This is a genomic window from Candidatus Accumulibacter sp. ACC012 (assembly GCF_907163155.1).
GTDB classification, from domain to species: Bacteria; Pseudomonadota; Gammaproteobacteria; order Burkholderiales; family Rhodocyclaceae; genus Accumulibacter; species Accumulibacter delftensis.
Genome location: NZ_CAJQUC010000003.1, coordinates 1 through 26,727 on the forward strand (window position 1 = coordinate 1; position 26,727 = coordinate 26,727).

Consider the following 26,727-nt stretch of genomic DNA (forward strand, 5'->3'; position numbering starts at 1 on the left):
GAGGTCGGCGGCATCAACCTCTTCGAACGTGCCGAGATCGCCGGGAAGGGCGAATGGCGGCTGCTGACGCGCAATACGCCCGACGGCAGCCAGTCGCTGCAGCTCGCCGCCTGGCAGCTGCCCGAACTGCTGTCGGTGGTGGCTGTGGACAATCCGGCTGGCAGTGGCAGTGGTGGTGCGCCGGGTGACCTCTCGGCGCTGCCCAACCCCTTCGCCGACGACAGCGCTGTCGCTGTGCCGGTCGTGCCCGAGCTGTGCTGATGGATGCCAACGGACAGCGCTTCTGGTTACTGGCCGACGACCGGCACTGGCCGGGGCGCAGTCACGTCGATTACCGTGCCGCTTGCCGTGCCTTGCGCCTGGCCAGCGAGCGCCGTCTCTCGGCAGCTCCGGCGGACGCCGCCGGGATCGCCGCGGCGGCGCTCGAACGTCTGCCGCAGTCGGTCGACCGGCACGGCGCCAGCGCGCGCTGGGAGCAAGCGGCGATGGCCATCGTCGTCGTCAGTCATCTGCCGGCGGTGGCGACTTTGCTGCCACTCACCGAGCGACCGCTGGATTTTACTGCCGGCTTCGACGACGTGCTCTACGTGGCGCTGGGCGAACGCCTCCTGCTGCACGACCTGCGCGGTCGCTGGCCGGACACCGTTTTGCCGACACCGGACTTCCAGGCCTGGCGTCTTGCCGCCGATCCACGCGGCGGCGTGTGGCTGCTGGAACGTGCCAGCGGTCGCCTCGGTCACCTCAGCGGCTGCCTCCAGCCGGAGCGGCCGGCGGTTGACTACGCGCCGGGCACTTTCCGCCCCGATCCCGAAAACCCCAGTCCGCCAACGCTGAAGATTTTCGACGACGTTGTCTGGCCGGCCGGCGAGCGGCCGCAGGCGCTGACGCTTGCCGCCGACGGCACGCTGGCGCTGTTGTCATGGTTCGGCGATGGCGAATGTCGCCTGCGCCTGTTCGATCGGCTGCTGGCCAGGCTCGGACCGGCGCAGACGCTGGCCGGTGCGATCTTCGCCTATGCGATCGACTGGCTCAGCGAGGGCGGAAGCCGTGTCATCGTGGCGCGCGTGCCGGGCCGCCGTGACGCGCCAGTGTGGGTGCCCAGGGGTTCGCCCGCGGTGGCGCTGACGCTGCAGCCGGCCGGCGACATCTACCCGCTGGCGAGCGCTGCCGAGGAAGCGCCTTTCGCCCATCGCCTCGACGATCCGCCACGTTACCCGCTGGCGGGCGGCGCGCTCGAACCGCTTTACCGGTTGTCGCTGGCCAACCTCGCCCGCCGCGGCGAGGCGGCGAATTTCAGCAGCGCGGCGATGCATCTCATCGACAGCGGCGACCAGCGGACGGTCTGGCACCGGGTCTACGCCGACGCCCGCCTGCCGGTCGGCTGCGGCCTGCTGGTGTGGTTGGCGACGAGCGCCGAGCCGAGCCCTGCGGTGGTCGATGAATGGCACGCGCATGTCTTCGGTGAACTGCCCGACGAGTCACTGCCCGCCGGGCCCGTGCCGCACGCGGTTTGGGAACGGCAGCCTTCCGAGCTGCCTGGCCATCCCGGCCTGGGTGCCTGGGGCGCGCCCGAGCCCGGCCGCGCCGGACTGTGGACGGCGCTGGTCCAGCGTGCCGCGCATCGCGTGCGCGCTCTCAGCGGCCGCTATCTGTGGGTGCGTGTGGCGTTTTTCGGCGCGGGGCGTGATTCGCCTGAACTGGCCGCCTTGCGCGCCTACGGCTCGCGCTTCTCCTACCGTGATCAATATCTGCCGCGCCTCTATCGCGAAAGCGAATTCGGCGCCGCCGCGGAAAGTCCTGGCGTGGCGACGCCCGCCGATTTCCTCGAGCGTCTGCTGGGCAACGTCGAAGGCGTGCTCACTCCGCTTGAAGACCGCGTCGCCGCTGCTCATCTGGCGAGCGACCCGGTGGTGGTGCCGGAAGAGTCGCTCGAATGGCTCGCTGGCTGGCTCGGCGTGGCCTTCGACGCCGTGCTGCCGGAGGGGCGGCGGCGCGAATGGCTCGTCCGTTCGAGCGAGCTTGCGCGCTACCACGGCAGCCAGCGCGGTCTGCGGCTGGCGCTCGACATCGCCAGCGACGGCGGCGTGCGTGGCGGCGAGATCGTGGTCCTGGAAGGCTTTCGCATGCGCCGGCTGATGAGCACGCTGCTCGGCGTGAACCTCAACGTCGCGGACGACCCGCTTTTGCCAGGCCTGGTCATCAGCGGCAATTCGGTGGTCGGCGATACCCTGGTTCTCGGCGAGGCCGAACGCGTCGAACTGCTGGCACTGTTCCGCGACGAGCTGATTTCGAGCGCCGAGCGCTCGGCGGTGCTTGCTTTCTACGACCAGCTGGCCTTCCGCGCGCTGGTGCTGGTGCACCAGCGCGTCGAGCCACAGGACCTTGGCCTGCTCCGCCGCATCGTCGAGCTCGAAGCGCCGGCCCATGTCGAAGTGCAGGTGGCGACTGCCACCTGGCCGCTGCTGGTCGGCATTGCCAGCCTGGTCGGTGTCGATACCTACCTTGGCCCGCCGCGCGAGCGCATTGCGGCTCGGCTCGGCGTCAGCAGCCTCGGCAACGGCGATTACGTGCTCGGCGTCGGCAGCCTGGATCCGCGTTTGTCAGGTGCGCTGTCACCGCTGCCGCTGGTGCCGCCGGTGGCTGATGCCGGCCCCGACATGGCCGTCGCGCACGGTCGCAGCTTCGTCCTCGATGGCAGCGGCTCGAGCGCCGCGCCTGGCGGACGCATCATCGAGTATCGATGGCGCCTGACAGACTAGGTGCCAGCAGCGCGGCAACAGCGCTGGTAAAACCACCCGCAACTCAACCCGACACAAGGAGCCAAAAATGGCCGAGTTCATCATCAACCAGGAGGTCAAGACCGAGACCCCCACCGTCGAAGTCACCCTGTCCGCCGATTCTGCGCTGCCGCTGGGGCGCCACACCTTCCGTCTGGTGGTGGTGGACGACTCCGGCAACAGCTCGATTGCTGACGACGTGATCGTCATCGTCGCCGATACCGAAAACCCCACCGCCGTGCTGAATGCACCGCGCAGCGTGGACTTCGCGACCAGCTTCAACCTCGATGGCAGCCGGTCCTTCGATGCTGGCGGTGGCCGTGTGGTGACCTATTTGTGGACTTACATGGGTCAGCCCTGAGTCGCCAAGCGGAGCCGATGCGATGACCACTTTTGTCAAGGGGCGCACCGTCGAAACCGCCGAACCCGTGGTGGTGGTCGATGCCGGCCTGTCCGTCGGCACGCACCGCTTCCAGTTGGTGGTGGTGAGCAACAATGGACGGCGCAGTGCGCCCGAGGCGGTCGATGTGGTCGTCAGCCGGCGGCTTGTAGTCGAAACGCCACCGCGGCCAACGCTATTTCGGCCGCCGTTGCCGGGGTGGACAGCAATCCTCACCCCCGTTGTTCGGCCGACCCGTGCCCCCGCTGAAGCGCGCAAGGCGCGGGCGCGCAAACCCGCCAAGCCCGCCAAGCCAGCCAAACCCAGGAGCGAAACATGAACAGGCCCCTTCGCCCGCCTTCCGACGACCCGCTCTACGCGCTGCCCGACGCGGCGCGCCCGCACTACGCCACGGGAATGCTGCTCGATGCCGGTGACTTTGCCGACGAGCAGACCTACCACCGCAGCCGACTTGCTCGCGCGCTAGCTTTTGTCAGTGGCGCCGGAGCGCGGCGCCTGCCCGCGGGGCTGGATGCCGATGCTGCCGGCGCGACGGGCCTTTTTGCTGGCGGGACGTTGGCCGGCTTGCGCGTGCGTCAGGTGCCGGCGGCAGGCGAGGCGGTCGAGGAAGTGCGTATCGCCCCCGGCCTGGCGGTAGACCGGCTCGGGCGCCTGGTGGAACTGCCGCGACCGGTGTGCCTGCGCCTGGCGCGCTGGTTCGACGGTGAACTGGCAGGCGACGGCGGTGACGGCTTGCGCCTCGCCGCGCTCGACAACCCGCAGCGCTTCGCCAGCGCACGCCTCATCGCCGACGGGCCGGTGCTGCCCGCGCGGGCCGTGATCGCCGATGTCTTCGTGCGCTTCGTGACCTGTCGTCAGGCACTCACGCCGGCTTTCGCCAGCGGGCCCTTCGACGCCCTCGACGCGGTGCAGACCTCGCGTCTGCGGGACGCTTTCGAGGTGCATCTGGTGCTGCGCGGCGACGGCCTCGACGACGATTTCAACGGCCTGCCGCTGCCGGATCGCGACCTCTCCGCTCTCGCCCCGGCAGCGCGCCGCGACGCCTTGCAGGATGCGGTCCTCGCTGGCTGGCCGGATATCTCTGGCAGCGCCGGCGGCAGCGACGCTGCCGGCGAATTGCCGGCACCGCCGGGGCATCCGCCCGGCCTTGATCCGACCGCGGTGTTCCTGGCGCGGATCTTCGTTCCGGTGGCGGCTGGCGACCCGCCGGCACGCAGCGGCGATGCCATCGTCGATAACGGCGGCCGCCGCGTGTTGCCGCACCTGGGGATGCTCGCCGGCGCACTCGGGCTGGGCGGATGAACCGCAAGATCAATGGCGCGCCAAGCGGCGCTCTGGAGGATGAGTCATGAACCTGATCACTGGCGAAACGCGCGCAACTCTTGGCTCCGCGGAGGTGGCGCGGCTCAAGGAAGCCGGGGCGCTGATCGAAGACCCGCGCCGCGAACGGCCTCGCTATTTCGACGGCCGCTTCCTGGCCGCACGCGACCTGATTCGCGACCAGCAATACATCCTCACCCGCGAAGCCGACCTCGGCCAGGCCGCCGGCAGCGGCGTGGCCAGCGGCCTCGATGTCGAGCGCGGCAGCGCTGGTGACCGGGTGAATGTGGCGGCCGGCCACGGCGTTACCGCCGCTGGCGAACTGGTGCTGCTGACGCGGGCCATCGAACTGCGGCTCGCCGACATCCCGCGCGCCGAGCAGCTGTCGGCACGTTTTGGGCTCGGCAGAGTAGCGCAGCCACCGCTGCGCAATCGCAGCGGCCTGTTCGTGCTGGCGCTGCGCCCGGTTGAATACACCGATAATCCGATTGGTTCCTACCCGACGTCGATCACTGGCCAGCGTAGCGTCGAAGACGGCGACGTGGTCGAAGCCACGGCCATCGTCCTCGTGCCGTGGCAGGATGATGGCGCCGCCGATGCCCTCGACGCCCGGCGTGGCCGCGCGGCAGCGGCGATCTTTGCCGGCGACGGTGCGCGCGGCCTGTCGGCCAACGTCCTGCCGCTGGCCATGCTGGCGCTGTCCAATAATGTGGTGGTGTGGGTGGACGAGGCCATGGTGCGTCGCGAACTCGGTGCCGATCGCGCCGACTTGCCGGGCCTTGGTTACGCTCCGCGTGCGCTGCGTCTGGCGCACCTGGTCCAGCACCAGGTGCATCTCGCCGACCTCCTGCTGGCCAGCGGCGGGCGCGGCTTCGCGGCGCGCGAGAACTTTCCGCTGTTGCCGTCGGCCGGGCCGATACCGGCCGGCATGATCGACAGCCGTGATTTCACGCAGCGATATTTCCCGCCCGAAATGGTCGTCGATTTCTCGATCATCCCCGAGGACGAACTGCCGGCGCTGGTCGAGGAGGCGCTGTCGCTGCCGCCGATCGACCTCGAAGCGCCGTCGGCGACGCTCGAATCGACCTCGATATTGCTGCTGGCGCCGATCCCGCGCAACGAATGGCGGGCGGTGAGCAGCCGCTTGACGACCCGCACGCGCACCCTGCGTCCGGCGGCGATAAATCTGGTGGCGACCCGCAAGCCGCTTGAAATCCTTCAGCAGCTGCGCATTCCGCGCTTGCCCTTGCCGATCGATAGCGGCGATCCTTCCAACGCCGAGTGGGCACGGCTCGCGGTCTTGCCGGATTTATGGTTCGTGCGTCGGCGCAATCTTGCCTATCGCGACGATCTGGCCGGTGAGGCGATCCGCCTTGCTGGCCGTGACACCCTCGAACCGAGCACCGATTCGTCGCGGCTCAGCGCGCTGGGTCTCGACATCGCCAGCAACCGTGTCTTTGCGCGCGCCACGCCGCGCGCCGCGCTGGAAGTCCAGAGCCTGCTCGCGAGTCCGCGCTTCGCCGAGTCGCCAAGTCTCACCGCGGCAGCTCTCGGCGAACTCGGCCGGGCCGAAACGCTTGATCAAGCGGCCGTGCTGCGGGTGGCCGCGGATCTTTCGGCTCCCGGTGTCGGCGACGGTCTGATCCGCCTCGAACGTGCCCGGCCGGACAGTGTGGCGAGCACCGCGGCGCTGGCGGCGATTGCCGATGGCGGCGACTGGCGCAGCGCCGATAGCGCAGCCGCCAAGCTGCGCTCCGCCGAGCTGTCGCGCATGGCGGGCACGGTCCTGCGACCGCAGCCACTCAATCCCTCCGAGCCCGCCGTCAAACCGACACTGACGACGCCGACAGCGGCGCCGACGCCGACGCCGATTCCGCGCCCGCCGGCGAGGGCGGGGGCGGCGACGACTCGGGCAGCAGCGCAAGCCGCGCCGGCCGTCGACACTCCCACAGCCGGCGAAAAAGCCGCCACCACGCCATCGGGCAAACGCCGCAAGGCGTCGCCCGCCGCAAGTACGAGCGAGGCCACCGGCAAGGCCGGGGGCAACCGCAAATGACTGAAGGAGGTGGATCGTGAGCATCACACCAATCGACAGGCCCCTGGCTGGCGAGCAAGTCGTCGGCCTGGCGCCGGAAACTGCCGCCGACGCCGGCCGCTGGTGGTTGCGTCGGCCGAATCTGTTTGCCGGCCGTACGCTCACCGGGCCAACGCTGTCGGGTCGCCAGAACTGGGCCGCTCGGCATATCGCCTTGCGTGGTCAGGCGTTCACGCCGGGCGTCGTGCGCGGCCTGGAGACGGCACTGTTGAGCAGCGCGGCTGGCCTTGTTGGCACCCGCCTGGCGCTGCTGCAGGGGCAGGGCCTGAGTATCGATGGCGAGGATGTGCGCGTGCTGCAGGCGCTGGAAGTGGCGCTGGCCGACCTGCCGGCGGTAGCCGACCCGTCGGCCTTTGCCGGCATGGGTGGGGCCGGCGGCGAGGATAGTAGCACTGCCGCCAAGGTGCTTGGCCCGACACTCGGCGCGGTGGTGGCGGCTTTGCCGGATGCGTTGCCAAGAGTCGGCATTCTGCTCCTGCAGCCGGTGAGCGCCGACCGCATCGGCGAGTTCGATCCCACCGATCCGTGTTCGCTGGACGCTTGCGGCAAGGGCAATGTGATCGCTTTCGAGGACTGGCGCATTGGCGATGCCGCGCGGCTGCTGTGGTACGCCTGGCCGGAAGAGTTCCTCAGCCTGCCGACCCTGCCGGCCGGCGCGCCCGGGCGTTGGCGCAATGAGCTGGCGTGGCGCATTTTCGACGCCGAACGCCTGCTCGCTCCCGACGCGGCGTTGCCCTGGGAGGCCTTCGGCGTGCCGATCGGCCTGGTCGCCTGCGCCAGCGACTGGACGCCGCTATTCCTCGACCGTGCCAGTGTCGTCCGCAGCGGCGGACGTGCCCGCTACGGGCGCATGGGCGGCGCCGCCGACAACCTTGGCATTCACTGGCGGTTGCCGGCGCTGTGGCAAGCACGCTTCGAACAACTCGCCGAGCAGATTGCCGCGGCCGGTGACCCGGCGCCAGACGCCGCGACATTGGCGGCTGACTACGTGCGTTTGCCGCCTTTCGGCCTCTTGCCGGCGCATGTCGTCGATCTCGACACCTTGTCGAGCGCTTTCTTTCCGGCCAGTTTCACCCTCGACGCCGCGCCGCTGCCGAGCGAACAACTCGATGCCGCGCTCGCCGAGGCCGCGTCGCTGGCGCCGCTCGATCTGGCGCTGGGCGAACGCGTACGCCTGTTGGTACCGGTGCCGCAATCGGTGTTCGAGCCGCGTCTGCTGATCCGTGAAGTGATCGACCCGGAATTCGCCACCACCCTGGCCGCCTTCCAGTTGCAGCGCTCGCGTGCGCTCGGCGCGCGTCAGGGGTTGCGCACACGAGCCTCGGTGCTGGCCCGGGCGATCAGCGGCAAGGCGCTGGCGGTGCCGGCGCTAGGCGAAGATCCAGAAGCGCTCGAAGCCGAAACGCTCGCCCCCTGGGGCCCGCCACCGGCCGGTGGCGGGCATCGCTCGGGCTTGCGCGCCGGCGTGCACCAGCATTTCTTTGAAGCAGCCACCGAAACGCTCACCCTTGCTTTGGGCGAGCAGCTCTATGCCTGGGTGTACCTGAACCCCGAGCGCCCGCCGCGTACCTTGATGCTGCAATGGCATGCCGATAGCTGGGATCACCGCGCCTACTGGGGTGAAAACCTGATCGACTGGGGCGCGGAAGGCACGCTTGCACGCGCCCGCGCCGGCGACTTGCCGACGCCCGGCGAGTGGGTGCAGTTGCGCTTGCCGGCGGCGCTGGTCGGCCTCGAAGGACTGGCCGCCGACGGCATGGCATTCACCCTTTACGACGGCCAGGCGGCGTTCGCGATGACCGGTGCGATTGCCACCGGCGGTGCGCCGAGGAAGTGGTTCTGCAGCGTTCTTCCCACGGCTGCCCAGCAAAATGGCGACGAGCGCTGGGATTTCATGACCCACAACGATCTGTGGGCACCGTTCGATGCCTCGGCGGCGGTCGTGCCGGTCGATGGCAGCGGCGCTCCGGCAAGTGGCGGCCATAGCGAGCCGCCAGCGGCCGGTCTGCATCAGCATTTCTTCGAAAATGCCAGCGCCACCTTCACCGCGGCGGCTGCTGAGCAGCTCTACGTGTGGGTCTTCGTAGACCCTGACAATCCGCCGACGCAGCTGATGCTGCAATGGCGCAGCGGCACGAGCTGGAACCACCGCGCCTACTGGGGACTGAGCCGAATCAGTTGGGGTACGGAAGGCACGGCGTCGCGTCGGCGTATCGGCGCGATGCCGCGGCCGGGCCGCTGGCAGCGCCTCGAGGTGCCGGTGGATGCCGGCAGTGGCGTCGATGTCGTCGGCGCGGCGCTGAACGGCATGGCGTTCACCTTTTTCGACGGCGCTGCCGCCTTTGCCCACGCCGGTGCGCTGTCGGCGGCCAATGTCGAGCGGCCGTGGTTCTCCGGCGCTCTGCCTGCCGGCGCCCAGCCACGCGGGGTGTGGCAGTTTCTGCAAGCGCGTGACCTGCGCGCGCCGACCAGCGCGGCGGTGAACGGCCAGGTAGAGGCCGCACTGCGTCTCTACGACAACCCGGCGCTGGGCCATCTCTCGGCCCAGGAGCGCTACCAGATCTTCCAGCTTGGCCTCGACGGTTTCATCGCCTACCTCAAGAGTCGCGCCGACCGCGCCGACGATCTGGTCGATTACAACTTCGTCAAGGTGCAGACCGACATCTATCGCGTCCGGCAACTGGTGCTCGGCACCACCGCCGCCACTCGCCTGGCGATCTCACCGGCGCTGGCCAGCATTGCCCAGGCCGAGACCGCGGTTGCGTCGACCGAGCGCATCGCCGGTTTCTTCGACGAACTGAAGAACACGCCAGCGGCCACCCAGTTTGGCACGGCGGCAGCCCGCGGTGGCTCGCCGGCGGGTGCGCAGACTGCCGCAGCCTTCGCCAGCGGCGGCGCGGCTGGCTCGGCCGGCAGCATTTCGACCGCCTCGGCACGGGCAGTGGGCAGCGCCTTTGCCAGCGGCGGCGCCCAGGCGCTGACTGTAGATTCATCGGCAACGCAGGAGCTAGTGAAGGGCGAAGGACTCACCTTCAAGGCGGGCAGCTCGACGGTGAACCAGAACGCGCTGGTTCGCGACAGCACCAATACCCGGCTGCTGCTTGGCAGCGCGAGCTTCGTTCCCTTCGACATCACCAACGCCGCGCCACTGATCGGCAAGGCGGAAGTGCGCACGGTGAGCATCGCCGAGCGGCTCGCGGCGCCCAAGGCCAACGAGGCCAAGGATTACACCACGTCCACGCGCTACGAGGCGGTGCGCGGTCTGATCGCGCTGGCCGACGAACTCGAGGTCGAGGACGGGGGTGACAGCGCCGGCCTCTTCGAGAGCATTGCCTTCCACGGCGTGCGTGGTGATCCGGCGCTGTTCTACGAGACCGAGGCGGAGGTGGGCAATCCCGACCGCCCGCTGCCGATCGTCGACAGTGGCGATCCCGCGGAGCAGAACACGCTCAACCGCCTGCCCCGTAGCCTGCCGCTGCGCACCGTGCTCAAGCAGCGCTGGCGCTTGCCGCTGATGCTGCAGGCGCCGCGGCGCAGCAAGATTGACGAGTCGGCCTATTTCTCGGACGGCGCTGACCTTTCCGACAACACGGTGGCGCTGATGCGTCAGCTCGAAGGTCGCATCAAGCTTTACCGCAACGCCATTGCGCTCAGCGAGGCGCTGCTCGACAGCCTCAGAAAGCAGACCGCCGTGCTGGAACAGCGGCTGCTGGCGGTCGGCGAGGACCTCGCCGAGGCGCGCCACGACGTCGCCGTGACGCGCGCGCTGATTGCCGAGGAGGAGGCGCGACTGGCGGCGATCAACGATCGCCGGACGCAGATCCTGCGTGATCACGTCAAGTTCGTCGCCTATCAGCGTCCGCGCGAGGCCGAACTGATCAGCCCGGCGCCGATGCGCCAGCTCGATCCCGGCTTGCTCGAAGCGCCGGTACCGGCTTGTCTCATGGCGCACCAGGACGCCCCCGACGAACTCGCCGATCTGCTGGGCGTCGTGCGCGAGGCGCCGTCGCGCTGGTTTGCGCGCTTGCCGGCGCTGCTCGATAAACTCGACCGCGTCGATCTCCTGGTCAGGGTCATGCAGTCGGCGCAGTTGCGCAGTCAGATCATGAACTTGCGGGCGGCGGCGCGGCCGCCAGCCAGTGCCGTTCGTGGCGTCGCTGGCGCAATCCTTGCGCTGCAAGACAAGCGCTTCGCCGCCGTGCAGCAACTGCGCGTCGCAGCCACGCGTATCGAGCCGCTGGTAATTTCTGCGCTGGGTTGGCAGGGGGCGCGCGCCGAGGCCGAGAAAGTCGTCTCGCTGGGCGACCTGATCGATGGCGAGCACGGCAGTGGCGCGGTCGCCAGCAACGCCGCCAAAGTGTTCGCAGAGCTCTCGCGCATTGCCGCCTGTCTGCACGAGGCCTTCTCGGAAGTGCTGCCATCGATCCGTCTCGACTGGGCCGAACGCCTGTCGCAGTTCGACGCCACGCCACAGCTCAGAAACCTGGCCGGTCTGCCGCGCTGGGGCGAGCTCGATTATGCGACGCGGCGCCAGTTGCAGGCCTACGCCGACTGGCTGTTCGGGCAGATGAAGAGCGGCGACCGCGAGGCCGAGGGCTTGGTCAACGACCTGGTGCACATGTGCTTGCTGCTCGCCAGCCACGCGCCGGTGAATCGCATCATTTCCGGTCGCCTGCCGGGGCCGGTGACTGCGCTGCCCGGTATTCGCCTGCCGATTCGTGTTATCGACGGCCTCAAGCTCAGGGTCGGCATGCAGGCGCTGGTGTATCAGGGCGACCGGGTGGTGGCGCGAGCACGGGTCGATGATCTGGCGAGCAGCGAGGTGTCAACCACGGTGCTGCACGTCGAGGGCAACCGCCTGGACCTGGCTGCCGAGAGCCGGGTGCAGTTTGTCGCTGCCGACAGCCCGCTGGCGATGAGCAGCGCGCGGCTGGCCAGCGTCAAGATCAGGTAAGGCTCATGCTCGCCGAGCGCACGGTCCGCCGCCTGTCGATCCGCGCGCCGGCCGATGCCCTCGCTCGCCGTGCCGGCTTCCTGATCGAGGACGCGCTGCGCACCGCCAGCCTGCCGGGCGACGGCGCCGAGCTACTGCTGCTGCGCCGCGTGCGGCTGCCTCCGTTCGCGCCCGGGGTGTCGCCGCAGCAGGTGGCGCTGCACCTGGAAGCGGTGTGCCGTGCGGCGATCGCCGTCGATGGCTCGCTGGTCGACGATGCGGCGCTAGGCGCCGCACCGGCTGTGCGTTTTGCCGATGCGCTGACGGCCCACCTGGCCCTGACGCGTTTACTGCTCGCCGACACTGCGCGCCAGGCGTGGTGCTGGCCGCTGGTCGTGACGAACTATCGACCCACCCTTGGTCGCGCTGCGGCGCTGCGCGCGCTGGCCTTGTCGCTTGCCGAGTTGCCCGAAGCGCCGGCGGCATTGCCGCGCTGGATGGCGCTGCTCCTTGCCAACAGCGACGCGGCTTGCGCTGCACTGGTGCTCGCCCTGCGGAGCGACGACGTGGCCCGTTTGCAGTTGGCCTGCAAGGGCGCCCGACGACAAGCGCCGCCAAGCGCGCCGGCGCACTGGCAGTCGCTGCTCGACTGGTCGGCCGGGCAGCTTGGTGGCGACGATGGCCGCCATCGCTGGCTGCTCGATATGGCGGTTTTGTGTGGCGTGGCTGTCGATCACCACATCCGCCGGGAGCGTGGCGGCGCCGATCATGGGGAGGACAAAGCCTTGGCGACAAGGCGCGTCGCCTGCCACACTGGCGGTGATGGCGGTGATAAAAAACGATGCGCAGCGGACGCTTTCGACGCAGCCCTTGCCGCTCAGCAGGCGGCGCTTGGCGCCTTGCCCGCGGCGCTGCCGGCCGCCACGCCAGCCGCAAGCAGCGTGCCAAAATCCCCGCACGCGGCAGATATGGGCGCCCCTCCCAGGCATTTGGCTGCGCCTCCGCAAGCGGCCGCTGCGGCCAGCGATGGCCCACCTGCGCCGGTTGCCGAGAATGTGCCTGGTGCCGGCAAAGCCGTCGCCAGCAGCGAGCCGTCAGCAGCGCAGTCGCCAGCGACGGCACCGGAAGCTGGCCGTGAGTTGACAGCGCCACCCGTAGCGCTCGCCAAGGACTCGCCGAGCACGGTCGATAAGAGGGAAGCACTGCTGAGCAGCGATGCTGCGACGGCCGCTGGCGGCCTGCTGCTCCTGGTCCCCTTGCTGAACCGCCTCGGCCTGGCCGACTTCCTCGGCGACGACAGCGCGCCGAGCGCTCTGCCGCAGCGCATTTTCGCCACTCTGCTGCGGCGACTGGCGATCGCCGACGCCGATCCGCTGTGGCTGTTGTGCGTTCTGCCGCTGGCCGTCGATCGCGAGGCCGATGGTGAGGCCGTGCGCTGGCTCGGGCACTGCCGCCGCCATCTGCGCCGCCATGTCGGCATCGGCCTCTACTCGCTGGTCTGCCGTCCGGCACGCATCGCCATCACCGCCACCCATGTCGATGTGCGCCAGGATCTCAATGCCGTCGATCTGCGCATTCGTCGCGCCGGCCTGGATGTCGACCCGGGCTGGGTGCCGTGGCTGGGGCGGGTACTACGCTTTCACTACGGGCGGGATCAGGGATGAACCGACCGGAACATCCCGGACTTGAGACGGGGGCTGCGGCGACGCAATTGCCGCGCTTGGCCGATCTGGCCTTGGCGTTGCTGGCGACTGACTGCAACGCTGCTCAGGGTGCTGAAGCGGCTTGGCTGGAAGCGCTTGGCCGTTCCATCGATAGCTGTGGTGGTGTTCTGGCACCCGCTGCACGAGGCCGTGAGGCGGTAGTGCAGGCGCTGATGTCGGCCTGGCTGTCCGGTCCACCGGCGGGCGATAATGCGCTTTACGCTCTCGCCGCCCGCGAAGCCCTGAGCCTCCCCGAAACCCTTGCTGCCGCGCTGAGCTGTGCCATCGAGCTGACGCCGATGGCTGCGCGGACGCTGATCTGGCTGCAGCACCCCGTCGGCAGCGCGCGGCCCACGCTAGGCTTGCTGGCGAGCTTGTGCGAGCGGCTCGGCGAAGACCATGCGCTGGCCCTGCTGGCCGAAGGTGGCGGACGGCGGATAGGCTTGCTGCAGCTCGAGTCGCAGGATCGCCCGTTGTGCGAACGCTGTGTACGCACGCCGTTGCCGCTGGTCATGGCGTTGGCCGGCTACGAGGGCTGCTTTGACGGCGTCAGCAGCAAAGATGACGGGCTGCCGATGCTGCCGGATTCGACCATCGCGGCGGCGCACAGCCAGGCTGCCGGCCTGCGCGACGACGGTGTCCGGGTGCTGGTTTTGCGCAGTGCCGTGCCCGGCGAGGCGCGTGCGGCGGCGCTTGCTGTGGCCGCGGCCAGCGGTCGTCGCCCGGCTTTCTACGAGGGCGACGCGCCGCACGGACTGGGGCCGTGGCTATGGCTGCAGGACCGTCTGCCAGTGTTGCAGGTGGCGCTGACGCCGGGCGAGCGACGGCGTTTACCCGAAATTCCGGGCTACGATGGACCGCTGCTGGTCGCCACCGGACTCGAGGGCAGCATCGAGGCTGCCGGCGCCGTGAGCCAGTGGCGTCTGCCGGTGCCGCCGGCCGACGAGCGCGCCCGGCTGTGGCGCGCGGCGCTGGGCGATGCGGTCGCGGTTGATCAGCTCGCTGCGCATCATCGCCACGGAGCCGGGCGCATCGCCGAACTGGGCCAGGCAGCTCGCTCGGCGGCGGCCCGTGCTGGTGAAACGCCCGCTGTGAAACATGTCGTCCAGGTGGCTCGCCGCGGGGTCGGTGCCGACCTCGGCGCGCTCGCCGAGCTCTTGGATGACGACATTGCCGATGAGGCGTTGGTGCTGGCGCCGGGCCTGCGGCAGGTGCTTGAATCGCTGGTCGCCCGCTGCCGTCTGCGCGATACGCTTGCCAACGGGCTCGGCGCTGCCGCGCGTACCCGCTACCGGCCCGGTGTGCGGGCGTTGCTGGTCGGGCCGTCTGGCACCGGCAAGACGCTTGCCGCGAGCTGGGTGGCGACCCGTCTCGGGCTGCCACTGTACCGGGTCGATCTCGCCTCGGTGACCAGCAAGTACATCGGCGAGACCGAGAAGAATCTCGCCGAGCTGTTTGCCCGCGCCGAGCACGCCGAAGTGGTGTTGCTCTTCGACGAGGCCGATTCCTTGTTTGGCAAGCGCACCGACGTCAAGGACTCCAACGACCGCTTCGCCAACCAGCAGACCAACTACCTCTTACAGCGCATCGAGAGCTTCGAGGGCATAACCTTGCTGACCAGTAATAGCCGGGCACGCTTCGACTCGGCCTTTACCCGACGGCTCGACGCGATCATCGAATTCCTCGCTCCCGGGCCGGTCGAGCGGCGGGCACTGTGGTTGGCCCACCTTGGAGAGTCGAATATCCTCGATGCCGTGGCGCTCAATCGGCTGGCCGCCAATTGCGATCTCCCCGGCGGGCACATCCGCAATGTGGTGCTCGCTGCCGCCGCACTGGCCGGTGCGCAGGGGGCTGCTCTCGGCGAGGCGGAGTTGAGCGCCGCTCTGGCCAGCGAATATCACAAGCTCGGCAAGCAGATGCCGGCCGGCGTTGGAGGCAGTGGATGAGCCTTGTCCTCGACCGGCGGCCTCAGCCCGATGCGGCTCCGCCCGGCAGTCGCCGGGCCTGCGACTGTGCCGGGCCGACGCGTCCGACGCCGGGTGTGCCGCGTTGCCTCGGCGGTGATGGGGTGCAGGCGCGCCTCGAGGTCGGAGAGCCGGACGACCCGCTCGAGCACGAGGCCGAGGCCTTTTCGCGCGCGCTGGTGGCGGGGTCCACGGTTCCGCGCTTTCTCGGCCACGATCCTGGGGCGCCGCTGCGGCGGACGTGCCCGCAATGCGCAGAGGAGCTCGTCGAGGAGAGCGCGGAGCCCGGCAACGATGAACAGCCGCTACGCCGCGAGTACCTGAGCGCAGAGCCGCCCGACGATGGCGATGGTGGCCGCAGCGGCACCGCCGACGATGCCCGGCCGGCACGCAATGGCAGTGCTGCCACCGGCCTGCACGGCGCGGTGCGCGGTCAGCTCGAAGCAGCCCTCGGCACCGATCTCGGTGCAATCCGGGTCCATCAGGGCAAAGCGCCGGCGCGCGCTGCTCGCGCCATCGGTGCGCGCGCGTTCACCCGTGGTCGGGATATCTGGCTCGGTGCCCGCGAGCGCACTGACGACCTCGCCTTGATGGCCCACGAGGTGGCGCACGTGGTACAGCAGCGAGGGCGGAGTGGGGGCGTGCTCAGGCGCCTCCCGGAGGACGAGTTTGCCGGAATGACCAGTGCCGATGCGGCAAGCGTCGCGGTGCCGCTGGCCACCAGTTCAAGCGCTGCCCGTCCCTCGCTGATGCCGCCTGGAGCGGGTGCCGCCTACGATCCCTGCGCGGTGTCGGCGCGTGCGCTGAGCAACGCCGAACTCCTTGCTCATTGGCAGCGTGTTGTCGCCTACCTTGGTGATCGCCGTCCGGACTCACAGCCTGCCTACGACCACGACCACCTGCGGCGCCGCCTTGCCGGCGAACGTCGCCGGCGTGGCGGAATGGGTCACTCCTGGCTCGCCGAGGAGCGCATCACGGCGGTGCCGACAACGCTCTACGAGATCCGGCCGATCGGGCCCGAAATGCTCGCGGTGGTGCTGGCCGATGTTGCGCGTGAGGAGGGCCCGGCTTTCCAGCACGAGGGGCAGGTGTTGACGCCCGCCCAGTTCGACCGGTTTTTGGCTCGCTACAACGTGCCGCAGGTGGACGTGAACGAGTTCTACGCCAGCCACGACCCCTTCTCGCAGGCGCTCACCGTTCGCCTCCCTCCACCGACTCCGGAGCCGGCACCGTTGTGGCCAGGGTTCTCTGCAGGGCCGGAATCAGGCATGGGGCCAGACTTCAGCTTTGCCGATCCGGGTGCAAGGGGTTTTCCCGGCGTCCCCGGGCGGCTGTCGGGGGCGTCGACCGCAGTGATTCTGCCGACCGACCTCTACGCAAACCCGACCGATCTCTATATTCGCGACGCCTTCCTTCGCCCGTTAGTGACGCCGGGCACAGATCCGGCGAATCCGGCCTCTATGCGGGGTGCCGGCGTCAATTGGCGCGGCACGATGTTCGAAGAGCTGCATCTGGGTGCGGATCTTTCCACCATCCTTGATCCATCCGTGGTTGACCTGAACAGCCTGCAGGCCAATGCGCCGACCTTCGATACCCTCGATCTGCGCACGGGCGACCTCGAGTCGCTCACCCACTCGATGAGCGGCGTCGATACGGGCGGCCCGCTCAATCCGGATCACTATCTGACCAAGTTCATGCGCATGATGAGCCCGACTGCCGAGGGCTCGACGCTGACTTCTGCGGCAGACATGCTGGGCCCGGTCTATCCCGAGTTTGGCACCGATCTGGATGCGGCGGCGAGCGCCCGGCTGCTGGTACCGGATGAGCATGCCGGGGCGGTGCGTGCCGCAGTCGAGACGATGGTCGCCGGCGGAAACCTCTCGCGCGCCGATTTTGCGGCTGGAATCGAGCGCGCGGTCAGCGCGTCGCCGTCGCGGATGACCGATGCCAGCCGCGCGATCATCGAGGCCTCGTTGAGTGCCGATCCGATAAGCCACGGCGACGGCACCTACTCGTCATGGGATCAGGTACGCGCGCTGTCACCTTCCAGCCGGGCCTATCGAACCATTCGCGCCCAGCTCACCGCGCGCTTGCGTGCCCGTGCCCTGTCAGGGGACCTGCGCGGCGCGGTGGCCGGCAGCGTCGACGCCGGGCTCGCCTCCGCGTGGCGCGAGCGGGCGTCGGCGGGCCGTCTGGCGCCGGTGGTCGATGCCTTGGTACATGGCGCGCCTGTGGGCGAGGGTGCTGCGGCGATCTCGAACTGGGCGCAGATCGAAGCGCTGATCCTTTCCGGCGATGTCGATGCCACGGTGCGAATCCAGGCGGTGTTCGGCGAGGTCGCGCAGCGTGCCGGTGCGCGTGTGGCGCCGATGCGCGCGACCCTGGCTTCGGTGATGGCCCTGCAGCGTCTGAACACGCTGGCCGTTTCTCGCCTGCAGCGCAATGTCCTCTTTCCACCTGAGGTCGTCGAGTATCACCGCCTGGTTGCCAACGGGATGGCGACTGAAGATGCCCTGTCGACGGTGTCGGGTGGAAGCGCTGCGCGTGCCGCTCGGGTGAGTGGCGCGCTGGCGGCGCTTACCGAGTCGGGTCGCCTGTTGTGGCATGCTGGCGAAGGCGACTTGAATGGTGGCATGGTGGCGACCAGCATGTTCAATGTGGGGGCGTCGATTCCGGTCGGCTACGGCGGTGCACTTGTGGAAAGTCGTGCCGCGCTGGGTTTGTCGCAGTGGGCCAGCCGTGGCCTGGTTGCCGGTGAAACGCCGGGGTTGCTCGCCAGCAGCGGTGTCCTGGGGGGACGCCTTTTTGTGTCGACCGGTGTCGGTGCCGTTGCCGCGCCGGTGATCTCGCTGGGGTCGATGGCCTTCCAGGAAACCTTCCTGGATGCCGACTATAGCGACATTGATTACTACGCCACTGGTGCCCGCACAGCGGTCGCCGGGGGCGGCGGAGCCTTGGCAGCCGGGATTACGGGCGCAGTGCTTGGCTCGGAGGTGCCACTCCTCGGTAACGCGGTTGGCTTTATCGTTGGTTTCGGCGGCTATCTCCTGGTCGATTCCATCTGGGGTGACGATATCGAACATGCCGTGCGTGAAGGGATGGGGGAGTTCGGCTGTGTGGATGGCGCCGCCGATTGAATTGACCTGGATCGATGCATGCGGCCGAAATCGCCTGCCGTGGCCCCTGTTGGTCGCTGGCGGCCAGCGTTCGCAGACAACGGTCCGACGCCAGGCACTGCCGGTCGAGACCGCCGGAACGGCGGGTACATGGCTGGGCTTGGACCGCGAGTCGGTGCACCGCGACCCTTCGACCATGCGCTATGCTGGAGTACGGCGGGCAGATCGATGCGCTCGTCGGCTTGCAGGAGCTTACTGCAGGCGAAACCCGGAGGACAGACGATGACATTCACGACTCAGGCACGAGGCAGCATGGCAGCTTCTTCAGCTGAGCACACCAAATCCGGGCCCACGACTGCAACACGCGCTGCCGGCACTCCGCGATTCCTTGCGGCGCGCGGAATGAGCGTCTCCCGCCCGGAAGATGCCGGCGAGCGGCAGGCAGAGCGCATCGCCGCCGCGGTGATGGGGCCCGACGGATGCCACGGCTGTACGCCGGAGGCACCCTGCGCCCGTTGCGCTTCCGCTATCCAGCGTTCGGCCGAGGGGGCCGGGCCGCTGTCGGCGTCGCTGCCCGGGCTGGGCGCGGGTCGCCCGCTCGACAGGTCCGCGCGCGACTTCTTCGAGCCGCGGTTCGGGCGTGATCTCGGCGCGGTGCGGGTGCACAGCGGATCGCGCGAAGGGAGCATGGCGCGCTCACTGGCTGCGCGCGCCTTCACCCTCGGCAACGACATCGTGTTTGCGCCCGGCCGCTACGAACCCGAGTCCGATTCGGGGCGCCGGCTGATCGCGCACGAACTCGCCCATGTGGTCAGCGGCGGCACGGGCAACACCGTTTCCCGCGTGCCTGACGCCGGGGTCACCGCCGATGCCGGTACAACGCCGGACGCGGCGGCGGCTGCGGCTGCCGCGGCAGCCGCACCGACCGATGCCGGTGTGCCCCTGCCGGCAGGTGTTCCGACGGTGCCGACGCCACTCTTCGACAGCCTTTTCGGCAGCTGCCTGACGCCGGAAGAGGGCGTCCGCCGTGACGCCTTCGCGCTGCGCCATATGCACCTCGAACGCTATATTCCCTCGACCACCTTCGGCATGTTCGACGCCGACTACTTTCCTCTGGTCGGCCTTATGCCGGTGACGGTAAAGATGAAGTTCAATTTCGTTTCGGCCGACAACGCGCCGGGAATGCTTGAACGGATCAGCCGCACCATGGCCGGCGAAGACCTCAGCCGCTTCTTCTGGAGCGATACGGAAAAGACGGACTTCAAGAGCGCCTATATCGGTCGCGTCGCGGCGCGCTGGAGCGCCCAGCATACGCTGACCTCGAGCAAGCCCTGCTGGGACTTCAGGGCGATCCCGCTGGTGACGCCGGTAGAGGTCAGCGACGACGCTGCAGCGCACTACGTGACGACGGTGCACAAGAGCCCCGGGCCGGGGATCGACTACAAGTCGGCCACCAACGACCCCGACGTGGCGCATCCCGAGCGCCCGGCAAGCGCCGACCTCTACCAGTCCGACGTACGCGAGGAGCCCGACTTCAACAGCGGCAGCGTGGCTACCACCGAGCGCCAGCGCCTGGAGAGCGCACTCGCTGCGGCGGCGGCTTCACCGGTGTTGTTCGGCAACGATTCGGATGTCATCAGCCCGGTGATGCGGCCGGCCCTTGTCGCCTTCGCCGATGCGGCCAGGCAGAAGAATCCGTCCGATCCGTTGATCCCGCTCAAGGTCGACGGCTTCGCCAGTCTCGACGGTGACGCCACGCATAACGTCGACCTCTCCGAGAGGCGTGCGGTGGCGGTGCGCAGCTTCCTTGCCGGCCTTGGTGTGACGCAACCGATTGGCGTCCTTGGCCACGGGTCGGTGGGGGTTGCCGGCGACGCCGCCAACCGCCGGGCCGACCTAGCGGTGGATCATGCCTTCGAAACGACGTATGCCGCCAACCGCTATTCGGTCGGCGAGCACGAGTTCGGTCACATGCTGGGCCTGCCTGACGAGTATCAGAACAACACTACCGGCGTTCTTGGCGCCCAGCAGACGCTCTATTCCGGGCTGGTCACTGCAGCCGGGGTGCCTGGGCCGGCGGTGTGGGGCGTCGATACCGCGAGCCAGATGTCGAACGGCATCGACGTGCTGCCGCGTCATTACGTGACCCTGTGGGAGGCGCTCGGCCGCATGACCGCCCCCGACATCGCTCAATCCGAGTGGAGCATCAGCTGAGCACCGGGCAGCCTTCAACAGCTGCGCAGCCGGAAATCGAGTTCCGCCGCATTCAGGCGATCAGTTGTCGCGGCAACCTGCGCATCCGGGTGACGCCCGCCGGTGAGCTGTTCGCCTACGTCGAGACGCGTGACTGCACGCGTGGCCAGCACTGGAGCGCACCCTGGCCCGAAAAAGCGCTGCGGCGCCTGGACCTCCGGCAGCAGCGGCAGCTGGTCGACGCGCTGCTTGAGGGCGATTTCTTCGCGTTACCGGGCGAGATCTTGACCCCGGGGCGCGACGGTTTCCGTGATCAAATCGACGCTACACTCGGCGAGCGGCATCATTCCGTGAGCATCGAACGCAGCGCTGCGCCGCCGGCCTTCGCACGCGTGCGCGCGACGCTCATGGCCCTGGCTGGCCCCGTGTTCAGTGGCTGAGAGCCGAGCCCATGTTGAAACGGTGCGTTCGCCCAAGCCGGGCGCGCTGAGATTCCACTTGCACGGGCGTGGTGCGGCTGGCGGGCCTTTTGCGATCTCCGGCGATGGCGGGGCCCTTGCAGGACCTGACTACCCGTTTTCCGCACCTGACCATCCACATTACCTGGAACGACGCCGGCGGTGCACAACGCTTTTTGAGTTTCGCTAATGGTGAACGGCTGTTCCCGCGCTGAGCGCAAGGAAGGAGGGCGAAGATGACTTATCAGAGCAAGAAAACCTCGACGCGAAGCGAGGCTGCCGAGGCCGTGTTTCCTTCTCGCGGAGCGTCGACCGCTACGCCTGGCGTACCCAAATTCCTGACCGCACGCGGCAAGATGACGATGCGGCCGGCGCGCGACCAGCACGCCGAAGTCGATGCCGAGCGCGCTGGTGCGCGCATGCTGGCGGGAGGTGCCCGAAGTGCTCCCGACGTAACGCCGATCGGCAGGGGTCCGGGTGCGGATCGGCTCGGTGGGTGGCTGGCACGGCAGGCCAGCGCGGGCGAGCGGCTGCCTTCCGAATGGTCGGGACCACAGGATGTGCGCATCCATTCCGGCTCCAGCGCCGGGCGGATTGCGACCTCGATGGGTGCCAACGCGGTCACCGTCGGCAAGGATATTTTCTTCGCGCCCGGCCGCTATGCGCCAGGAACGCCGGGTGGCGATCGTCTGCTGGCGCACGAACTGGCGCACGTCGCCCAGCAGGGGGGCGAGCCACGCGCGCTGCAGTGTGACCTGATGCAAAGCATGCCGGTGGCGCTCGGTGTTTTCGAGATCGGCATGGCGACGCAGGCGGCACCACCCGGTCTGTCGGGAACGATTGCCTTTCAGCCGGATCCGAACGGGCCTTACTCGGCGGAGATCGGCCTCGTCCAGGCGGTCAACGCCACCGACGTTTCGGGAACGACGACGCCGTCTTCAGGTGCGCCGGTGGACTGGCGCAACATGGTCGACGGCAATACCGGCGTACAGGGCACCGAGGCCGGGCGCATGGAGCAGATGACGCCCGGCACGCCAGGCGGCGCCCCGGCCGGCTGGATGATCGACAACCTGCCCTCGGCGACCCCGCGCGGCGACGCCGGCTCGCCCAACTACATCGAACATTTTGGCGTCGGCGGTGACAACCAGTACGGCTGGCTGCGCTCGCCAACGGATTTCGGCGCGGCCTCCCTGTTCGATTTCCCCAGCCTGTCATTCGACAGCGATCTGGATTTCGAGACCGTCGCCAAGGGCACCGACAACCAGACGATATATGGCGCCATCTCGTGGGGCTTCCAGATTCGCAGCGGCGCGGTGCAGAACGAATACGCCAGCGTGCAGGACAGCGCCTCGGCAGTCTTCGACGAGGCCCTCGAGCGTTTCCGCGGTTACTATGTGCACGAGCCTGTCGTGCTCTATTTCGATACCAATCAGGATGTGCCGATGGCCGGCGAGGAGAGCAAGCTGGCGGATATCCCGGATTACCTGGATCGTTACCCCGATGTCACGGTGGCCATTGAAGGCAATGCCGACGTGCGTGGTGGCGAAGCCGCCAACGCCGATCTTTCGCAGCGCCGCGCCGATGTCGCAGAAAACCTGCTGTTGCTGGCCGGCGTCGATGCGACGCGCATTACCTTCTCCTTTGGCTTCGGCGAAACCGAGATCTTCTCCGAGCACGGCACGGCGCCGGGTGCCACGCAGCCGCGTGACGCGGGACGCTTGCGCGCCAATCGGCGCGTGGTGATCAGCTTCTCGCACACCGTTTCCAACCATCCCATCGTGATGCCGTGAGCGATGAAATCGCATCCCTCGTGGAACATATCAATCGTTCCCCCGAGCCCTTGCACGCGGATTTCACCGCTGAAGTGCGCGCGCTGGTACGCCTTGGCCTGCCCGCCGCCCGGGCAGTGCTGCCGCTGTTGATGTCCCCGGACGAACTGGCGCGTTTGCGTGCCCAACGGGTGCTCGAAGGGGTCAGCCGCCATGTGCTTGCCGATACCTGGGGCGGCGACTGGGCGCTTCTGTGGCACGACAACGGCGATTATCACTGGCGGGACGCTGCGGAGAAGCGGCAGGCGGCGGTGGACAGGTGGCTGGCCTGGCTCGATCAGGCCGTTGCCCGGGCGTCGGATTGATCTATCCTCGAGTGTTTCCACAGGACACCGCCCGCATGCTCAACATGAACTTCGCTGAAGCCGCGCACATTGATACCGCGACCGCGCCCTGGCAAGTCACCCCGATGCCCGGCGTGTGGCGCAAACCCCTGGCCCGCGAGGATGCCGAGCGTGGGCACGCGACGAGCATCGTTCGCTACGACGCCGGCGCTCGCTTCGCTCACCATCTGCATCCCGGCGGCGAAGAAATCCTCGTGCTCGAAGGCGTTTTCTCGGACGAAGACGGTGATTACGGACCCGGAAGCTATCTTCGCAATCCACCCGGCAGTGGCCATGCACCCTTTAGCGGGGAGGGTTGCGTGCTGTTCGTGAAGTTGCACCAATTTGCCGCTGGAGATACCGCCAGCGTGCGTATCGACACCGTCAGCGCGGCCTGGCTACCGGGCCAGGGCGGACTGCAGGTGATGCCGCTGCATTCGTACGAGGTCGAGCACGTGGCGCTCGTCAAATGGCCGGCCGGCGAACGCTTCGTGCCGCATCGGCACTGGGGAGGCGAGGAGATCTTCGTGCTCAGCGGCGAATTCATCGATGAACATGGCCGTTATCCTGCCGGCAGTTGGTTGCGTAGCCCGCACTTGAGCGCGCACTGCCCGTACACGGAAGTTGAAACGGTAATCTGGGTGAAGACCGGGCATTTGCAAGCGGGCGCAGAATTGGGCAAGTCCTCGTTCGCGGGCTGCTGAAGGCGCTTCGACGCTTATCGCGTTCCGCCCCAGGCGAGGGAAGGCTTTCGGGAGGGGAGCTAGCCCTGCTTTTTCTTCGCTGTTTCAGCCCTGAAGCATGAATGCTGCAGCCCGGTGTTTTCAAGGCCTGGCGGTCGTACCGCAGTCCAAAAAAACTTTCGACATCCTCCTGGCTGACTCCATCCCCCCGTCCTTTGCCGCCAACCATGCGCAATCTGACCGCCTCGGCGGCAAAAGCCGGCGTTACCGGCAAACGAGCCCGATTCGGCTGGGTCATGCGTCAGGGCTGAAGGCTGCGCTTGTTGTTGGACGATAGCGGCGCTGTGAGTCATAATGCTGAAATGAACGAATCACCTCCCCAGGATCCGCGTCGCCGGCTCCGTGAACTTCTCTCCATCCCCGAGCGCGATCGCAGCGATCCGCAATGGGATGAAATTATCGAGCTCGAAATTACCCTGGCTCCAGGAAACCGTGAGTCCGATCGAAATTCGGACCGCCTGCCAGGACAACCGGAGAAGCGCCAGAACGCCTCCGGGCCAGGTCGTCGACCGGAGCAACGCAAGGCCGCCCCGACGGGCCCGCGCCCGGCTGGGCCTCCCCGCCAGCAGGAACAGCGGCAGCCTGCCGCGAGAGCAGAAGGTGCCGCGGATGGTACGTCGCTTGATGGGCGTTCGCCAGATTCCCGGGCGACACCCAAACGGCATGGCCGGCGGCCCAGGCGTCCACCCGAAACGCCCAGCGACAGCTGATAAGCCATACAGCCGATACCCGTTGCGGCCACTTGCGCGGTCGACACTGTTGTCTGCCGCGCGTTTGTCGCCGGTTTTCCCTGCCGCAGCTATTGCTGGCGGTGGGCTTGCGGTTGCGAATCGCGCAGGACCAGCTTCGGCGAGGCAAACGGCGCCAGGCGTTCGAGGAAGTCGAGTAATTCGAGCACCGGTGAGCTACGAAAGAACTTGGCCATCGGTGTTTCGATCCAGATAAGGTCCGCGTAGGCCCAGATTTCGTGTGCGCTGTCGCCGACCCCGTCGGCGTTCTGATCGAAGCCCTGATAGTCGTCCCAGTAGTTGCCTCGCCATTCGTTGTGATCGCCCTGGCCGCTCTCGCCGACCAGCGCCTGCCAGAGATTGTGCTCGAAGCGATTGCGCAAGACGAGATGGCCACCCCTCTCGCCGTAGAAGCTGATTCCCGTGAAGTTGTGGGCGATGCGATTGTCGATCACCGTGATGCGGTTGATCGGATGGGTCGGCGAATCGGACATCAGGCCAACCGCACAGTGAATGATTTCATTGCCGTGAACCAGCGTCGTGCCGCTTTCCTTGAGGGCGATACCGGCGCCGCTGGCGTCCACGGAATGCATGATCTGATTGTTGCGGATGATGACGCCGCTTGAGTTGACGCTGGTAATGCCGGTCGAGTTGTTGGCAAAGCGGTTCCTCTCGATCAGCGTGCGGTGCGAAAAAAGCAGATTCAGCGCCCGGCGACTATCCGTGACGCGGTTGCCGATGAAGCGATTGTGGAGCGAGTTGCTGACCGTCATGTCGCGAATCCGTGCGATGTCGTTGTTCTCGATGCGGTTGCGCATGCTGTACCAGAGGCGGATGCCGTCGCCCCGGTCGGCAGGATCGCTGTGCCGGGAGCGGATGCGATTGCCGATGATGCGATTGTCGTTGGCGGCTTGCAGCGTGACTCCGAACAATACGTCGTCGATGACGTTGTTTTCAACCAGATTGTCGCTGCCGTTTTCGATCAACAGGCCCGAGTCGAGGCTGTCGTGCGAATCACCCGAGTGCTTCAGATGCAGTCCTCGTATGGTCACGCCAGTGGCGCGCACGGTCAGCACTGTGCCTTTGCCACCACCGTCGACGGTGATCTTGTCGTCGCCGTCGATGATTATCGCTCGGCTGATCACGGCCGGGCCAGCATAGGTGCCCGGTGGTGCGCGCAAGCGGCCTCCTGTCGGGGTGAGGTCGATCCAGGTTTGCAGCGGCGGCAATGTCACGGTCGACGCCGCGTGGGCGGCACTCAGCGCGGATAAATCCGGGACGACAAGTGAGGCGAGGAGAGGGGTCAGCAGTGCTGCGAGCAGGAAGCCGCGCACGCGCGCAGCGAGCAAGAGCAGGTGCTGAATGCGGTGAACGCGGTGAATGGCTTGAATCAGCTGCCGCCCTCCAAATGCAGCCACAGGCATTTGCCTTTGCTTGTTTCGTCAAGGTCTGCCAGCGCTTGCTGGTGTTCAGCGATTTCTTCGTCGCTGGCGCGCCTGACCACCTGGGCTTTGCGCCGACCCGAGGAGGGCAGCGGGCGGGCCGCTGCGATGCGGCTGGCGCTGTCATCGCCGAGATCGATGATCAGACTTTCCTGGCCGCGGGTCATTGCCAGATAGACTTCGGCGAGAATTTCAGCGTCGAGCAGGGCGCCGTGCAGGGTCCGCTGCGAGTTGTCGACCCCGTAGCGGTCGCACAGCGCGTTGAGGTTGTTCTTCTTGCCGGGATGCAGATCCTTGGCCATGCGCAGAGTGTCGCAGACGGCGTGACAGATGGTATCCAGCGGAGCCATGTCGAGCATGGCCAGTTCAGCGTTCAGAAAGCCAAGGTCGAAAGCGGCGTTGTGGATGACCAGTTCTGCACCGCGCACGAAATCGAGAAACTCGGCGGCAACGTCGGCAAAATGCGGCTTGTCGAGCAGGAATTCACGGCTGATGCCGTGCACCGCCAGGGCACCGGCGTCAATATCCCGCTCGGGATTCAGGTAGCGGTGGAAATGGTGATTGGTCTGGCGTCGGTTGCACATCTCGACGCCAGCGATTTCGATGATGCGGTGGCCAAGCTTGTGCTCCAGGCCGGTGGTTTCGGTATCGAGAAAGATCTGGCGCATGGGCATTGTCCATTGCTGGTGAAGAACTCGCGATG

Annotated in this window: 16 protein-coding genes and 1 pseudogene; 15 read left to right on the forward strand and 2 right to left on the reverse strand. The window is 67.8% G+C overall.

From position 1 onward, the window contains the following. The 15 genes and pseudogenes from QZ648_RS03535 to QZ648_RS03605 form a co-directional block, all read left to right on the forward strand. Positions 1-261, forward strand: a pseudogene (locus tag QZ648_RS03535) (putative baseplate assembly protein); the annotation flags it as partial. Then, positions 261-2,759 (forward strand): phage tail protein, encoded by a 2,499-nt coding sequence (locus tag QZ648_RS03540; RefSeq protein ID WP_291996138.1) that lies wholly within the window; start codon positions 261-263, stop codon positions 2,757-2,759. The pseudogene QZ648_RS03535 and the gene QZ648_RS03540, both read left to right, overlap by 1 nt. Positions 2,760-2,826: 67 nt before the next feature. Then, the gene (locus tag QZ648_RS03545) at positions 2,827-3,138 is read left to right on the forward strand and encodes a hypothetical protein (RefSeq protein WP_169067901.1); all 312 of its coding nucleotides are present in this window, start codon (positions 2,827-2,829) and stop codon (positions 3,136-3,138) included. A 22-nt stretch (positions 3,139-3,160) separates the two neighbouring features. Further along, positions 3,161-3,496 carry a hypothetical protein gene (locus QZ648_RS03550; RefSeq protein ID WP_169067900.1) on the forward strand — a complete coding sequence of 112 codons (336 nt, stop codon included), beginning with the start codon at positions 3,161-3,163 and terminating at the stop codon, positions 3,494-3,496. Beyond that, a complete protein-coding gene (locus QZ648_RS03555) occupies positions 3,493-4,479 on the forward strand; it encodes a hypothetical protein (RefSeq protein WP_291996139.1) in 987 nt (328 codons plus the stop codon). Before QZ648_RS03550 ends, QZ648_RS03555 begins: the two co-directional genes overlap by 4 nt. Before the next feature lie 46 nt (positions 4,480-4,525). Continuing rightward, a complete protein-coding gene (locus QZ648_RS03560) occupies positions 4,526-6,553 on the forward strand; it encodes a hypothetical protein (protein WP_291996140.1) in 2,028 nt (675 codons plus the stop codon). 16 nt (positions 6,554-6,569) lie between these two features. Continuing rightward, positions 6,570-11,546, forward strand: coding sequence for a hypothetical protein (locus QZ648_RS03565; RefSeq protein ID WP_291996141.1), 4,977 nt, complete (start codon positions 6,570-6,572; stop codon positions 11,544-11,546). A gap of 5 nt (positions 11,547-11,551) precedes the next feature. Further along, a complete protein-coding gene (locus QZ648_RS03570) occupies positions 11,552-13,189 on the forward strand; it encodes a hypothetical protein (protein WP_291996142.1) in 1,638 nt (545 codons plus the stop codon). Then, a complete protein-coding gene (locus QZ648_RS03575) occupies positions 13,186-15,174 on the forward strand; it encodes an ATP-binding protein (protein WP_291996143.1) in 1,989 nt (662 codons plus the stop codon). The genes QZ648_RS03570 and QZ648_RS03575 overlap by 4 nt, the downstream gene beginning before the upstream one ends. After that, positions 15,171-18,329, forward strand: a complete 3,159-nt coding sequence (locus QZ648_RS03580) for a DUF4157 domain-containing protein (RefSeq protein ID WP_291996144.1) — start codon at positions 15,171-15,173, stop codon at positions 18,327-18,329. The genes QZ648_RS03575 and QZ648_RS03580 overlap by 4 nt, the downstream gene beginning before the upstream one ends. Positions 18,330-18,710: 381 nt before the next feature. Further along, a complete protein-coding gene (locus QZ648_RS03585; protein ID WP_169067894.1) occupies positions 18,711-20,522 on the forward strand; it encodes a DUF4157 domain-containing protein in 1,812 nt (603 codons plus the stop codon). Then, positions 20,507-20,941, forward strand: coding sequence for a hypothetical protein (locus QZ648_RS03590; RefSeq protein ID WP_169067893.1), 435 nt, complete (start codon positions 20,507-20,509; stop codon positions 20,939-20,941). The genes QZ648_RS03585 and QZ648_RS03590 overlap by 16 nt, the downstream gene beginning before the upstream one ends. A 254-nt stretch (positions 20,942-21,195) precedes the next feature. After that, complete coding sequence (locus tag QZ648_RS03595; protein ID WP_291996145.1) at positions 21,196-22,749, forward strand: DUF4157 domain-containing protein; 1,554 nt, start codon at positions 21,196-21,198, stop codon at positions 22,747-22,749. A 20-nt stretch (positions 22,750-22,769) separates the two neighbouring features. Then, positions 22,770-23,093, forward strand: coding sequence for a hypothetical protein (locus QZ648_RS03600; RefSeq protein WP_291996146.1), 324 nt, complete (start codon positions 22,770-22,772; stop codon positions 23,091-23,093). Between the two features lie 35 nt (positions 23,094-23,128). Next, positions 23,129-23,815 carry a cupin domain-containing protein gene (locus QZ648_RS03605; RefSeq protein WP_291996147.1) on the forward strand — a complete coding sequence of 229 codons (687 nt, stop codon included), beginning with the start codon at positions 23,129-23,131 and terminating at the stop codon, positions 23,813-23,815. 838 nt (positions 23,816-24,653) lie between these two features. Here QZ648_RS03605 and nosD read toward each other — a convergent pair. Together nosD and dnaQ are read right to left on the reverse strand one after the other, a co-directional pair. After that, positions 24,654-26,006, reverse strand: coding sequence for a nitrous oxide reductase family maturation protein NosD (gene nosD / locus QZ648_RS03610; RefSeq protein ID WP_169067889.1), 1,353 nt, complete (start codon positions 26,004-26,006; stop codon positions 24,654-24,656). Further along, on the reverse strand, positions 25,973-26,692 hold the full coding sequence (gene dnaQ / locus QZ648_RS03615; protein ID WP_291996148.1) for a DNA polymerase III subunit epsilon: 720 nt from the start codon (positions 26,690-26,692) through the stop codon (positions 25,973-25,975). The genes nosD and dnaQ overlap by 34 nt, the downstream gene beginning before the upstream one ends. Between the last annotated feature and the right edge of the window lie 35 nt (positions 26,693-26,727).